At 36.2% G+C, this 13677-nt stretch carries 13 protein-coding genes; 7 read left to right on the forward strand and 6 right to left on the reverse strand.

Going from position 1 to position 13677, the window contains the following annotated elements; all coding sequences use genetic code 11:
- Positions 1-41 precede the first annotated feature (41 nt).
- The 4 genes from ACIP9W_RS11835 (at position 42) to ACIP9W_RS11850 (ending at position 4788) form a co-directional block, all read left to right on the forward strand.
- Entirely contained in the window at positions 42-920 is an 879-nt protein-coding gene (locus ACIP9W_RS11835; protein WP_400789525.1) for a DMT family transporter, read from the forward strand.
- Positions 921-974: 54 nt separating this feature from the next.
- Positions 975-1349: a hypothetical protein gene (locus ACIP9W_RS11840; protein WP_400789527.1), complete on the forward strand. Its 375-nt coding sequence runs from the start codon at positions 975-977 to the stop codon at positions 1347-1349.
- Between the two features lie 620 nt (positions 1350-1969).
- Positions 1970-3247 (forward strand): Nramp family divalent metal transporter, encoded by a 1278-nt coding sequence (locus ACIP9W_RS11845; RefSeq protein WP_400789530.1) that lies wholly within the window; start codon positions 1970-1972, stop codon positions 3245-3247.
- A gap of 155 nt (positions 3248-3402) precedes the next feature.
- Entirely contained in the window at positions 3403-4788 is a 1386-nt protein-coding gene (locus tag ACIP9W_RS11850; protein ID WP_400789532.1) for an MATE family efflux transporter, read from the forward strand.
- A 26-nt stretch (positions 4789-4814) separates the two neighbouring features.
- Here ACIP9W_RS11850 and ACIP9W_RS11855 read toward each other — a convergent pair whose 3' ends face one another.
- The 4 genes from ACIP9W_RS11855 to ACIP9W_RS11870 form a co-directional block, all read right to left on the reverse strand.
- Positions 4815-6005 (reverse strand): aminotransferase class I/II-fold pyridoxal phosphate-dependent enzyme, encoded by a 1191-nt coding sequence (locus tag ACIP9W_RS11855; RefSeq protein WP_400789534.1) that lies wholly within the window; start codon positions 6003-6005, stop codon positions 4815-4817.
- A gap of 287 nt (positions 6006-6292) precedes the next feature.
- Positions 6293-8008 carry a GMC family oxidoreductase gene (locus ACIP9W_RS11860; protein WP_400789536.1) on the reverse strand — a complete coding sequence of 572 codons (1716 nt, stop codon included), beginning with the start codon at positions 8006-8008 and terminating at the stop codon, positions 6293-6295.
- 21 nt (positions 8009-8029) lie between these two features.
- Positions 8030-8806, reverse strand: a complete 777-nt coding sequence (locus ACIP9W_RS11865; protein WP_400789538.1) for a gluconate 2-dehydrogenase subunit 3 family protein — start codon at positions 8804-8806, stop codon at positions 8030-8032.
- A 79-nt stretch (positions 8807-8885) separates the two neighbouring features.
- Positions 8886-9143: a hypothetical protein gene (locus tag ACIP9W_RS11870; RefSeq protein ID WP_400789540.1), complete on the reverse strand. Its 258-nt coding sequence runs from the start codon at positions 9141-9143 to the stop codon at positions 8886-8888.
- Positions 9144-9580: 437 nt separating this feature from the next.
- On the opposite strand from ACIP9W_RS11870, the gene tatA reads away from it, so the two are divergent.
- The gene (gene tatA, locus ACIP9W_RS11875) at positions 9581-9784 is read left to right on the forward strand and encodes a twin-arginine translocase TatA/TatE family subunit (protein ID WP_400789543.1); all 204 of its coding nucleotides are present in this window, start codon (positions 9581-9583) and stop codon (positions 9782-9784) included.
- Between the two features lie 100 nt (positions 9785-9884).
- Here tatA and rbsK read toward each other — a convergent pair whose 3' ends face one another.
- Together rbsK and ACIP9W_RS11885 are read right to left on the reverse strand one after the other, a co-directional pair.
- The gene (gene rbsK / locus ACIP9W_RS11880; protein WP_400789546.1) at positions 9885-10778 is read right to left on the reverse strand and encodes a ribokinase; all 894 of its coding nucleotides are present in this window, start codon (positions 10776-10778) and stop codon (positions 9885-9887) included.
- A gap of 34 nt (positions 10779-10812) precedes the next feature.
- A complete protein-coding gene (locus ACIP9W_RS11885; protein WP_400789547.1) occupies positions 10813-11763 on the reverse strand; it encodes a nucleoside hydrolase in 951 nt (316 codons plus the stop codon).
- A gap of 457 nt (positions 11764-12220) precedes the next feature.
- Between ACIP9W_RS11885 and ACIP9W_RS11890 the strand changes: the two genes are divergently transcribed.
- Complete coding sequence (locus tag ACIP9W_RS11890) at positions 12221-12922, forward strand: polyphosphate polymerase domain-containing protein (RefSeq protein WP_400789549.1); 702 nt, start codon at positions 12221-12223, stop codon at positions 12920-12922.
- A gap of 62 nt (positions 12923-12984) precedes the next feature.
- Positions 12985-13671 (forward strand): DUF4956 domain-containing protein, encoded by a 687-nt coding sequence (locus tag ACIP9W_RS11895; RefSeq protein WP_400789552.1) that lies wholly within the window; start codon positions 12985-12987, stop codon positions 13669-13671.
- Positions 13672-13677: the final 6 nt, after the last annotated feature.

A 13677-nucleotide genomic window follows, 5' to 3' on the forward strand; every position in this document is an offset into this window, starting at 1 on the left:
ATTAAACGTAAAAAGCTGATCAAGGAGGAAGGGAGCACGTTATGAACGGAGCAGCAATGTTCAAGATGACACTATCAATGGCAATATTCGGTTCAATCGGATTTTTTACCGGCAAAACTGGTATACCAGCAGTAGAATTGGTTTTTGTGCGATGTATTTGCGCTACGCTTTTTCTAGGCTTCTGTTGGTTCATCACAGGACAACACAAAGTGGAGGCTTGGAAGAAAAGTGAAGTGATACAAACGCTTATTTGCGGTGTTTTCTTAGTATTAAACTGGGTATTTTTATTTAAAGCATTTGAGGAAATGTCCATTACGGTAGCTATCTCTATTTATAATTTGGCTCCCATATTTGTTTTAATATTAGGGAGTTTGTTTCTAAAAGAAAAGTTGACATTTACATCCTTATTAGCAATTATCGTATGTTTTCTTGGAAGTATATTTATTATTGGTATTCAAAATTTCACTTCCTTAACAGATTTCATGGGCTCAGGCTTTGTGTGGGCTTTGTTGTCAGCGCTTTGCTATGCGTTGACGATGTTATTTGGGAAGGGGATTAAGGCTTTAAGTGCGTATGCTATGACCTTTGTACAAACATCAATAGGAATTTTGTTATTACTTCCAATCGTGAATTTTGATGTGTTTTATGATTTAAGTGGATTCAATTGGCTTTATATATTAGGAACTGGCTTGATACATACAGGATTTGTTTATTACTTATTTTTTGATAGTCTTCGCAAACTATCCACTGTGGTTATATCCGCTTTAGTTTTTGTTGATCCAGTTGTTGCTATTTTACTTGATACACTTATTTTAAATTTCCGTCCTTCGATTTTACAGACGATCGGTATACTACTTATTTTTGGAGGCATTATTTACACCTTGATCAAACCAGGGAAAAATCCAAAAATGGAAGTTTGAAAACAAGGCTGAAAAGGAATAATGGTTATACAACGATAAATAGGAGGAAATTCCATGGCAAAACTAACGCTCAAAGAACAAGTATTACTTGCCTATTATATTTATAATTTTTTAGAAGACACGGAACATGCGATGAAGGAATTGGAAAATGTCTTACAGGATAGCCTACAGGAAAATTACGCAAAATCCGTAGAAGAACTGCAACGGGAAGGTTTGGTAGATAGCGCAAAAGAGGATAACAAAGAACGCATAACGAATGAAGGTGTGTTGTATATAGATAATATCCTACACATTCAATCGGAATCAACTGATGGAAACAAACTGGCTCATGTGAAGGATAACCTTCTGACCTACGAAATCGTGTTTACGGTGGAAAAGCTGAAAGAATATATCTATAAGAATGTTGGAATAACGGATGAAAATAACTAAATAGGACCTGTTAACGTTTGATTAGAAGGCCTAGTCAAACGTTTTTCTATGTAAACCCCCTAGGAAACCTGTTGCAATTACATATTTTCTTCTAAACAACGTAGAGTGCAGTATAGGGAAACTGCGACGTAGTCATCGACGTCTCACTCCAAGTAAACTTGTTTAATGAAAATTGATTGCTCTCAGGGGTAATTTGGTTGCTCTTAGCCATTTATTGGATTTACTTAGTCAAAAAACTGTTGATGTTTTTGTTTTTATTTTTGTTTTTAGAAAGTCGATCATAAATAAAAACGAAATTACCATTGATTTTTGCTACAGTCGGCGACTCCTGTGGGACGAGTGGGCTAATGAGACATCCCAACGACGCCCAAAGCGGAGGGGATGGCTCATCGCTCACCCCACGGAAAGCGCCCGACTGGAGTGAAAATCACGGCGGACACCTAATAAAGCTTTACCGCGCAGTTTCCCTATTATGTGCATTAATCCATTTACACTCAAAAAATGAAGTGTATCTGTTGCTTTTTTTATCATTGAGGTTTATATTTTCCTCAGGGAAACTTTTTGGTTGAAAGGAAATTAAAAAGTCTTAAATCTCCTCAAGAATAGTAGAGGTGAGTTTGATGGAGAATAATCAAGAGCATAGTGAATATAAAAAATACGAAGAGCTAACGTCTACTCCCAATAAATTAAGTAGATTATTACCTTTTTTAGGACCTGCTTTTATCGCAGGAGTAGCATATATAGATCCGGGGAACTTCGCAACTAATATTAGTGCGGGTTCTGAACATGGATATTTACTGCTTTGGGTAGTACTTGTCTCTAACTTAATGGCAATTCTTATACAATCTTTATCGGCCAAGTTAGGAATAGCTACAGGTAAAAACCTACCAGAAGTGTCGCGAGAGAAATTTCCTAAGGCAGTATCGATAGGGTTATGGATTCAAGGAGAGCTCATTATAATTGCTACGGATCTCGCTGAGTTTATCGGTGCTGCACTTGGATTGTATTTATTGTTTGGAATACCGTTATTACCTTCCGCTCTAATTGCGGCGATAGGATCTTTCGTAATTCTTGAATTACAACGTAGAGGTGTACGATCTTTTGAAGCAGGAATAACCGGAATGCTCTTTATAGTTGCTATTGCGTTTGGTCTACAAGTCTTTTTGGCGAAACCTGACGCTAGTTCTGTTATTGCTGGTCTTTTTACTCCAAAATTTGATGGAGTAGATAGTGTAATGTTAGCTGCTGGGATACTAGGGGCAACTGTAATGCCTCACGCAATCTATCTTCATTCCGCTTTAACTAAAAAAAGAATTGTTGGTAGAACAGAATCTGAGAAAAAAAGAATCTTTCGTTTTGAATTTGTAGATATTTTAATAGCCATGGTGATTGCGGGTACCGTAAATGCAAGTATGCTAATTGTTGCAGCGGCATTGTTTTTTAAAGAAGGATTGCATGTTGAAAGCTTGGATGTAGCATTTCAATTATTTGGAGATATGATCGGACCATTCGCAGCGATATTATTTGGTATAGCATTGCTGGCATCTGGGTTAGCAAGTTCCTCTGTAGGCACTCTAGCGGGAGATGTCATTATGCAGGGGTATATTAAGCGGCGTATCCCTCTATATTTGAGAAGAGCGATTACGATTATTCCACCTATTATTGTTATTGCAATGGGGGTAAATGCCACAACTGCACTTATCTTAAGTCAGGTGATTTTATCATTTGGTATACCCTTTGCTTTAGTTCCACTAATTGTTTTTACAAGTAGCAAAAAAGTTATGGGATCTTTGGTAAATCACAAAATAACAACGTTTTTTGCATGGGCTATTGCATTGGTGATTATCCTATTGAATGTATTCTTGATTGTACAAACAGTCCAGGATATGATTCATTAGAAATAAATTCTTATATTATTTAAACTCACAGTGTGAACGATATTGTTCACGCTGTATTTGTTATGGAACAATTGTGCAACTTTAACTAGCATCGTACCTATGTGTATGGTAAGATTCTTCTTATGAAAAAATGAATAGATAAAGAAGGAATAAAAATGGTGACGAGGAAGAAGAACAATCTAGGGGAAAAGTTAAATTTATTTCATTTAACTTGGCCTATTTTTTTAGAAGTATTTTTATTTATGTTAATGGGGATTGCCGATACATTTATGCTGAGCGCCCTATCGGACAATGCGGTGTCTGGAGTTGGGGCGGCAAACCAATATATACAAATTGCCATTTTAGTTTTAGAGGTAGTAGGAAATGGTGCTGCAATCGTAGTATCGCAATACTTGGGATCGAGAAGATTCATCGAAGCTTCGAAGATATCCGGGCTTGCAGTTACACTCAATTTAGGCGTTGGGATTCTATTAAGTATAGGCTTTATACTTTTCTCTAAGAAAATAATGATTGCAATGAACTTACAAGGGGACGTGCTTGTTTATGCCAATCAATATTTATCGATAGTAGGGGGAGCAATTTTCCTACAAGCCGTTATCAATGCTTTAGCAGCTATTATTCGGGTACATGGATATACCAAGCAGACGATGCTCGTGTCTCTTGGGATGAATATCATTCACGTAGTAGGTAATTATGCATTAATCTTCGGTAAGTTTGGGTTCCCAGAATTGGGCGTGCAAGGTGCGGCTATTTCTTCGGTAGTAAGCCGACTTGTTGCTATGCTTGTATTCTTCTGGCTATTGTATCAAGTGATGGAATACCGGGTGAAAGTAGTTTATTACTTTACCATGTCTAAAGAGTATATTCGTAAAATTTTACAAATTGGATTACCATCTGCTTTTGAACAGATATTGTATCAAGGATGCCAAATTGTATTCCTTTATTATGTAACGTATTTAGGAGCAGAATCGTTAGCAGCAAGACAGTACGCTGTGAATATATCGATGTTCACTTATTTATTTGCAATAGCAATCGGGATGGGGACAGCAATTATTGTCGGAAGACTGGTTGGTGCAAATGAAAAAGACGAGGCGTATAAGTCGGTATGGACAAGTGTGAAATGGGCATTATTATTTACGCTTGTAATGGTAGCAATCGTCATGATATTCCGTATTCCATTACTAAGTTTGTTTACTAATAACGAACACGTTATTCAAATTGGTGCATCTGTATTAATCCTAAGTATTTTGCTAGAGACTGGTCGTACAATGAACATTGTGATTATTAACTCATTACGAGCAGCTGGAGACGCTAAATTTCCAGTAGCTATGGGTGCACTTTCTATGGTCATGATGAGTTTGCCGTTAGGATACTTTTTAGTGTTTGTATTGGATTTAGGCTTGCCGGGAATTTGGCTAGCAATAACAGCGGATGAATGGACAAGAGCCATCATTATGTATTTCAGATGGAAGGGTAGAAGATGGGAAAAGTTTGCCCTCGTAAAACCGATGGAAGAAAAAGAAAGACCAAGTGAAAGCTAAGCATAAGCTTTCCTTGGTCTTTTTGTTCAATTATTCACTAAAGTAGCGCAGGTTTCGAGATTTAATGTTTTCAACTGCTCCACTGCTTTTTTCAGTGTTTCAACATCTTGTACAAGTGCAACTCGAACGAAGCCGGCACCTTCTGATCCAAATACTGTGCCAGGTACAGTAACGACCCCAGTTTGACGAATAACTTCAAAGGCAAATTCTTTATCATCCATATCATAAGGATATTTAGCCCAAACGAACATACCACCATTAGAAGGTGCTACGGTCCAACCTAAATCCATTATGCCTTGCATTAACACTTGGTGGCGTTCTGCAAATAATTGTCGTAGACGATCCGTAATTTCCTCTGCGTTATTCAATGCCGTAATTCCTGCTTCTTGGATGGGACTGAAAATGCCAAAGTCTAGATTAGATTTCAATTGCTTCATAATACTGATCATTTCCGCATTCCCTACTAGATAAGCAATACGAGTACCAGCTAAGCTAAAGCTTTTAGATAAAGAATTAATCTCCATTCCAACTTCCATTGCCCCAGGGGTAGTCAAAAAACTACTTGGTGCATCCCCAGAAAAATAAAATTCAGAATAAGCGGCATCATGCAAAATGATCACATTATATTTATTTGCAAAAGCTACTACTTTTCCGAAGAAAGCTTCATTAGGCATTGCTGGAACAGGATTCCCTGGTAGATTTAATATCATTAACTTCGACTTGTATGCTATTTCCTCAGGGATTGCATCTAAATCTGGTAAATAGCCGTTCTCTTCCGTTAGATTCATATAGTAGGGAACCGCACCCGCAAGCTTAATGCCAGCGTCATACGCAACGTATCCAGGGTTTGTTGTGAGTACAATGTCCCCTTCGTTGCAAAATGCAATCGGAAGATGAACTAGTCCTTCTTGGGAACCCATTGTTTGTAAAACCTCAGTTTGTGGATTTAAAGTAACGTTTACTCGTCGTTTATAATAATCTGCTACTGCTTCGTTAAAACGTTTTGTTCCACTCAGCATGTAGCCATATGAATGTTCAGAGAAACTTTGTTCAGATAGAACTTTTCTTATTTTTTCATCCGGAGGTAAGTCCGGACTACCTAAACTTAAATCGTATACTTCATAACCAGCTGCTTGTTTTGCGGCGGCGGCTGCTTTTAAATCACCGAAAATAGCAGGTTCAAATATGGACATTTTTCTAGATGGTTCGATATTCAATTAAAAGCACTCCTCGCGTAAGAAAATAATTTTATCATTCATTTTATCACAAGTTACAGCAGTATTGTGAAAAAGTTGAATGTAAATACTACCTATTTCGACTATTATGTTAATATAGTTTAGAAGTAAGAGCCAAAATTAATATCCACAAGCGAGAAGTATAGATGTCTATGGGGAAGAGATCAGTTTATCTTCTAATATTAAAAGAGCTACTAGCACTCTCAAAAGAGAGAACTAGTAGCTTTTTAGTTGTTGGCTAATTCTATGAAAAAATGTTTATTGTTTTATTAAACTAAAGATCCACCATTTTTTAAATATTTTTCAATACCTTCTGCAGCACGGTATGCAAGTGCTCCAACCGTTCCTGTAGGGTTCATACCTGAATTATGAGGAAAAGCATTAGCACCAGGTACAAATACATTTTCACAATCCCACATTTGAAGATAGTTATTTAATGCACTTGTTTTAGGGTCCGCACCCATAATAACTCCACCAGTATTATGAGTAGTTTGATATTTTGTCGTATCCCAATCACCTTGATCTCCAGGTGTGGTAATCATATCTGCACCCATTTCTTCAAGAATCTTCGTAGTTATTTCTCTTATATATTTTTGTTGATTTCGTTCATTATCTTTATAGTTAAATGTCATGCGAATTAAAGGATCTCCAAATTGATCTTTGTAGGTAGGGTCTAAATCAATATAGTTTTCTTTATTTGGCATAACGGAGCCTTGAGATCCTACTGATAAGCTTCGATTAGCCCAAAAGATAGACTCATCTTTAAATTCTTTACCCCAGCCTGGTGTTCCTTTAGGCACAGAATTGTTTGAGATAGGACGTTTTCCGTAATGACCAAGAGCAATATTACCACCATGAATAAAGTTTAGATCAGTATGATCAAAGTTATCTCCGTTAAAATCGTCGAGAACTCCCGCAAGTGCACCTGTGCCGGCGTATAAATTGAATTCTTTATCTTTAAAGAAACCAGTAGATGCAGCTGATGTCATTTGGTAAGCATAGTTCTTCCCGATGACTCCTGTTCCTGTTTCTGGATCATATGGACGGCCAAGTTTAGAGTTTAGCAGGATTCTAATGTTGTTAAGAACATATGCAGATACTACCACAACGTCTGCTTCTTGGATATATTCCTCACCAGTACGTGTATCAACATATAAAACTCCAGTAGCTTTGCCATTTGTGTGTAGGACTTTACGAACCACGCAGTGAGTTCTTACTTCAAAATTACCTGTTTCTTTTGCTACTGGTAGAACTGTTACTACCGGCGATGCTTTTGCACCATACTCACAGCCAAAACGCTCACAGAACCCACAATATTGACATGCACCGCGCGAAATCCCATCTGGATTTGTATAGCTTTCAGAAAGTGTAGCTGCGGGCGCAATATAAGGATGATACCCTAAGTTTTTAGAGGCTTCTCTAAACATCTTCATAGAAGGTGTTTCTTTAAGAGGGACTGTAGGATATCTAACTTCTGGAACTTCGGGATGAGGATTAGCTTCCCCCGAAATCCCAGCCATAGTTTCGAACTTTTCGAAGTAGGGTACTAATTCATCATATGTGATTCCCCAATCTTGAAGGGGCATGTCTGCTGGTATTTTGTCTTTCCCATAACGTTCTACCGTTTTTGTGTAAATCTCAAAATCATATGGGAAAAAGCGATACGTTAAACCGTTCCAGTGTTCTCCGGAACCGCCAACACCATCACCGATTAAGAAAGAACCGTGCTGACGATAAGGCAATGCTCTTTTAGAACGATCATGACGAACTGTTAATGTTTCTTTTGAAAGATCTTGCATCATTTCGTTTCTTTGCTGATACCTAAGCTCATCGTGAACCATTAAATAGTCTTCTGTTTTTCTTTCTTTTCCTCGTTCTAAACCTACTACTTTGTATCCTTTTCTAGTAAGTTCTGCAGCGATAATGCCACCTGTCCAGCCCACACCTGCCAAAACTATGTCTGTTTTCGGTAATTTTTTTGCCATGATTTATTTGCTTCCTCTCGATTAATGATTGTGTTGTGAATTTAAGCTCATTGGGTCCATTTTTACAAATTCATCTTTTTCGATAATGTTCGCATAACTCATTTGATGGCCAGGGAAGTTTTTCATTTTCCAGCCTTCCATATTTTTATTGCCTCCGTAAAGAGGATCAGCATATACACCTTCAATAGTTGCACTTTTTAATAATCTAAAGAAGAAGCCGGATGTTACAGCTCCGTTTAAGGTTACTTCGTCTGCTTCAAAAGCAGTTAAAATAGCAATCTGATCTTCTTCATTTAGTGCAGCAAAGTTATTGTCGTAATTCTTTTTTGCTTCCGCATTCAATGCCTCGATTCCTAAATTGAAGATTTGCTGTCTATTTAAATGTGTTTGATGGCCAAACAAAGCAGTTGCTTCTGTCGGGAAGAAAGGCCCGCTCATATATTCTTTTCCATTTAATCCCCAGTTTCCGGCTAATTGGTGATCGATGAAATAAGCAACCAGTAATTCTTTTGCACCAGGACCTACATCTGTTTTCGGAAATATTTGCTCTGCTGCCGCTTCGATAGTATCGAATTGGGCTTTATCAAAATACATCAATGCTTGGTTAAAGTTCACTGCAGTTGCTTCTGAGTGGACATGTGATTCGATCGTTTTAGTTTTTGTAGAATCCTTTCCTAAAAGACTTCCAAGGGCTCCCCCTAAAACAACCCCACCAACTGTTAATCCCGAATTTTTGATAAATGTACGTCTAGATGAGCGTTTATCTAAAATTGGAGTCTTTTTATCTTGTTCTGACATAATAAAACCTCCTGAATAAAATGTGTAAAAAATCTAACAACTTGTTTATCTAGCTAAATATAGAATTTGGTAATTCTAATTAATGAACAATTGAATGCCAGTTATATACGATTGAAAACACAACGGTAAAAACTAATAAAGAGGCAATAAAGTATGTATGTTTTTTCCCAGTCCAGCAAAGAACTATGATAGCTAGACCAATACCAGATCCTAATAATGCAAACCAAGGAAAGGAATTGTTAGAGAAAAAAAGATACAGTGCAAAATCGGCTACTATAAATAGTGCAAAAAATACTTGAGTCAGCATTTTCAATTCTTCTATATTATATTGAGTCACACCAGATCTCCTTTCTTCCTAATAAAAATGAGTTTATTCTTCGAAAAAGATATCCTAAAATAACGATACAAAACAACAGAACCTATTCTACTCCTCCTGTTCATAAAATGTCCATACTTTTTTTGTGATTTTATAGAACCTTTTTACTATTTTATTTTTCTGAAAATACATCATTAATGCTTATATTTCACACTTTTAATGGAGGAGTTTAATGCTATATAAACAGTAATTATTATTTTATGAAATAAGTGATTATAGCAAGATCAATACCTGCCCCTAATATGCAAACCATGGAAATGAATTATGGTGTATTTACAAACTTCGACAAAAGAGTATAATATGTAGTTGATACAAAACAACCATAATTTATCAAAAAAACAACATTGCACATAAAGCCAAGTGATTAATTTATATTTAGTTATGAGGAGGAAAATACTATGCCAAATATCGGCGTACCAGGTTTAATAATTATTTTAATAATTGCTTTAATCGTTTTTGGACCAAAAAAATTACCTCAATTAGGTAGAGCAGTTGGACAAACTTTAAAAGAATTTAAAAATTCGACAAAAGATATTGTGGATGATGTAGCGGAAGAATTTAAATTAGATGATAAAGAAATAGATACAAAAAAGAAAATCTAATATAAAAAGCCAACTATTATTTGATAAATAGTTGGCTTTTCGTATATCTAGTAAATGCGAAATCAGACAAAGAATTACTGATTTTTTTCACTTCTAAAACTTATCTTTTTACACGGAAAGAAGAGGGGATAGCAGGTTGTGCTCCCATTTGGGTAACAACGTATGCGGATACCTTCGATGCATATAAAATACTGTCCTTTATGACACTTCCTTGGCATAATCCTACAGCTAAAGCACCGTTAAAAGCATCCCCGGCACCAGTCGTATCTTTTGCAACTACTTTGTTTGCTTGAACATATCCATGCTCAAAGTGGTTCATGTAAAAAGCCCCTTTAGCACCTAGGGTTACTACTACAGCTCCAACCCCTTTTTGTAGTAGTGAAGAGCAAGCTTGAAACAGATCCTCTTTCGTTTCTGTTTTCATCCCTGTTAGTATTGCTAATTCAGTTTCATTTGGTGTTAGTATAGATACTTTACTCAATAATGAATCGCTAATTTGTTGTGCAGGAGCTGGATTTAAAATAATTGGTACACCATTTTGGGAAGCAATGTTAGCGGCAGTTTCGACTGCTGGCATAGGAATCTCCAATTGTAGTAGAAGGACTTCGCTCGAGACTATTCTTTCTGTATGTTGCTCTATTTGTTCCGGGGTGACAAGAAAGTTTGCACCTGGAAAAAGAATAATCGAGTTTTCGCCCGAATCCGCCAATTGGATAATTGCTTGTCCTGTAATACCTACGTTTTGTACTGCGGCAATATTTACACCTTTGTCTTGCAAATTTTGCTTTATCTGCTCTCCAAAATCATCTGCACCAACATTGCCAATGAAGTGAACATTTGCTCCTAGTTGACCCGCAGTTACAGCTTGATTTGCTCCTTTTCCGCCGAAGAACAATTCATGTTTTGTGCTATGTAATGTTTCACCAGCTGCTACGATATGCGGCACTAGATAGACAAGGTCCATATTGGTGCTTCCTACGACTGTGATGTTCATGTTTTTCTATTCCTTTCATGGACTACAAGGTACTTTAATCCGCACTCATTTTTTTTACAGCATTGAAAAATTGCTCCACAAATTTTTCTCTGTTGATTGTATGCAATACTTTTACATTATGTGGAAGCCCGGTTTGTTGGGCATAATCTACAATTGTAGTTCCGGCAGTATATTTCCCTTCTAATTCAACTGCAACGTGACAGTCATCCCCTTCAAAAAGCTCGGGTGTTAGTACATAAGACACTGCACACAAATCATGTAAGTGTATCTGATTTTCAAAATTAGGTGCGTGAAATGCAGTTTGCTTAGCTGAATGTATGTAAAAGCGAAGCATTTGACTAACTTTTGAAGCGAAGTCAGAGCCTATTGCTTCCATTTCATTTATCTCTTCTATTGTAACGTATGCTTTATGCGTCACGTCTAATCCGCTCATGACAACAGGAATGCCTGAACGGAAGACAATATCCGCTGCATGTGGATCGACATATACGTTAAATTCTGCAGTAGGAGACATATTACCTCCAACGGCAGCCCCACCCATGTAGGAAATATATTTAATTTTTGTCTTTACCTCTGGATGTGCTAATAGTAGTGCACCAACATTTGTTAAAGGACCGGTTGCGATAAGTATTATTTGCTCATCGCTAGATAGTAGTGTTTCTTTCATCGCTTCAATTGCTGTGCGATTACTTACTTGTATAGTAGGTTCTGGAAACTCAACATTGCCAAGTCCATTCTCGCCATGCACTTTATCGGCAATTTCAAGTTTGCGGAAAAATGGTTTATCTAGGCCTCTTGCAATTTCTATGTTTTTTTTCATGTAACTTGTAAATGTAAGTGCATTGTGAATCGTTTTTTCTTGTGTTTGGTTGCCTGGCTCTGTTGTGATTAGTTTAATATCTAGTTCCGGATGTGCAAAAGCAAGTGTTAATGCCATTACGTCATCTATTCCTGGATCACAATCGATAATTACTGGTATTGTCATTTATCTACACCTCTTATTTAAAATGTTCCATGCTTTCACTCTATAGTATGTGCAAAGACTACTTCTTCAGAAAATGTGCAATTTAGGTACAACTATAGAATAGTCAATTGCTAACCTAAATATTTAGAGTATTGCAGGCGATTACGTTTGTCAATTTATTTTCTGGTATTTCACGACCATAAAGAAAAACAGACCAATTCATTAAGAATTGGTCTTCTTTTTATAGTTGAACAATGGAATAGATAGTTTGTTTATATGGAAAGTACGAGTGAGGAATCCATTTGAAGTTCAGAACAATTAGAAATACTACGCCAAAAGCTGAATTCTATATTACAAATAAAAATTTACAAAATATTTACTTGACGCATTGCTGACATATTCATTAGTTAAAGTATGTTTATCAGCAAGTTAGTTGATCTTTTCCAAAGCTTTTCAAATCTAAAAAAGGAGTGTATTCATGCCTATTCATACATCGTTTAATCCAAATGGGAGACAAGAACTAAAATATGGCATCACATATATAGATTATATGTTATTAAAAAATAAACTGAAATATGTGATGAGTTTAGATACCCATTCCGGTCCAACAGGAAAATATTTAATTCGTTCGTGTTACTTTGATAACTTTGAAAACAAAGTCATGAACGAGAAAAAGGAAGGCTATTTAACTAGAGATAAATATCGTGTTCGTATTTATGGAAAAAGTGAAGGGATTATTAATCTTGAACGGAAAAGTAAGCGTAATAATCTAACTTTTAAATCTAAGTGCAATATGACGAGGTCAGAATTTGAAAAAATTCGTATCGGTGATATTCAGTGGATGGAAAAAGATGACCGCTCGTTAACTTGTGACTTGTACTCAGAAATGACTAGAAATTTAATTAAACCAATGGCAGTAGTAGATTACGAAAGGGAGGCTTACGTTTATTTATATGGAAATGTAAGGGTGACGTTTGATAGTAAAGTGCAAACCAGCATACGAAATACAGATATGTTCAACAAGCATTTACCAATGGTAGATGTGCTTGATCCGACAGAGGTCATTTTAGAAGTAAAGTTTGACGAGTACTTACCGGATGTTGTGAAAATGATGCTTCAAGGTATTAATACGAAACATGAGGCTTATTCCAAATATCAGTTAAGTCGTATGTATATATAAATTGAAAGTTCAATCAGTAGGGGGTTCTTCATCCCTAGCGGCATAAATTAGGAGGAAATAAAATGGCAACTTCAACAACTTTTACAGATATTTTCAAATCAAGCTTTATAGAAAAAACAACTACATTTTCTTTAACTGATTCACTAATAGGTCTTATTTCAGCATTTCTCTTGGGGATAGTTATTTATGTGGTTTATAAGAAAACATTTAATGGAGTAATTTACTCCCATACCTTTAATATCTCCCTGATGATTATGACAATGGCAACCTCGCTAGTCATCATGGGTATCAGTCAAAATGTTCTATTATCACTTGGTATGGTTGGTGCGTTATCTATCGTTCGTTTCCGTACGCCGATTAAGGATCCAATGGATTTAGTCTACTTATTTTGGTCAATAATTGTAGGAATCTTATGTGGTGCAGGTTTTATCTTGTTGGGAATTGTCGGCACAATCTTAATTAGTTTGGTCATTATCCTATTTGCAAATAAAATTGTAGTGGAAAATCCATATTTATTAGTTGTGAAATTTGCTAATGGTGAAGCAGCTGATTCTATTGATCAACTATTAAGAAATTCAACGAAGAAATATGCATTAAAATCGAAATCTCATATTTTAGAATATGAAACGGAAGTAACATATGAAATACGTGTGAAAGAAAATGATACAAAAATAGTTTCAGATATTTCACAAGTAAAAGGTGTATCTTCAGCAGTAATGCTAAGCTACGATGGTAATTTTACAGCATAGTTGAAA

This window comes from Psychrobacillus sp. NPDC093180, assembly GCF_044754065.1.
In the GTDB taxonomy this organism is placed as follows: domain Bacteria; phylum Bacillota; class Bacilli; order Bacillales_A; family Planococcaceae; genus Psychrobacillus.

Excerpts from the sequence above, each read along its gene's own strand:
- ACIP9W_RS11860 (WP_400789536.1), bottom strand. The coding sequence starts at position 8,008 with ATGGCAAAAAAATTACCGAAAACAGACATAGTTTTGGCAGGTGTGGGC.
- ACIP9W_RS11865 (WP_400789538.1), bottom strand. The coding sequence starts at position 8,806 with ATGTCAGAACAAGATAAAAAGACTCCAATTTTAGATAAACGCTCATCT.
- ACIP9W_RS11835 (WP_400789525.1), top strand. The coding sequence starts at position 42 with ATGAACGGAGCAGCAATGTTCAAGATGACACTATCAATGGCAATATTC.
- ACIP9W_RS11845 (WP_400789530.1), top strand. The coding sequence starts at position 1,970 with ATGGAGAATAATCAAGAGCATAGTGAATATAAAAAATACGAAGAGCTA.
- ACIP9W_RS11895 (WP_400789552.1), top strand. The coding sequence starts at position 12,985 with ATGGCAACTTCAACAACTTTTACAGATATTTTCAAATCAAGCTTTATA.
- tatA (WP_400789543.1), top strand. The coding sequence starts at position 9,581 with ATGCCAAATATCGGCGTACCAGGTTTAATAATTATTTTAATAATTGCT.
- ACIP9W_RS11850 (WP_400789532.1), top strand. The coding sequence starts at position 3,403 with ATGGTGACGAGGAAGAAGAACAATCTAGGGGAAAAGTTAAATTTATTT.
- ACIP9W_RS11840 (WP_400789527.1), top strand. The coding sequence starts at position 975 with ATGGCAAAACTAACGCTCAAAGAACAAGTATTACTTGCCTATTATATT.
- ACIP9W_RS11885 (WP_400789547.1), bottom strand. The coding sequence starts at position 11,763 with ATGACAATACCAGTAATTATCGATTGTGATCCAGGAATAGATGACGTA.
- rbsK (WP_400789546.1), bottom strand. The coding sequence starts at position 10,778 with ATGAACATCACAGTCGTAGGAAGCACCAATATGGACCTTGTCTATCTA.
- ACIP9W_RS11890 (WP_400789549.1), top strand. The coding sequence starts at position 12,221 with ATGCCTATTCATACATCGTTTAATCCAAATGGGAGACAAGAACTAAAA.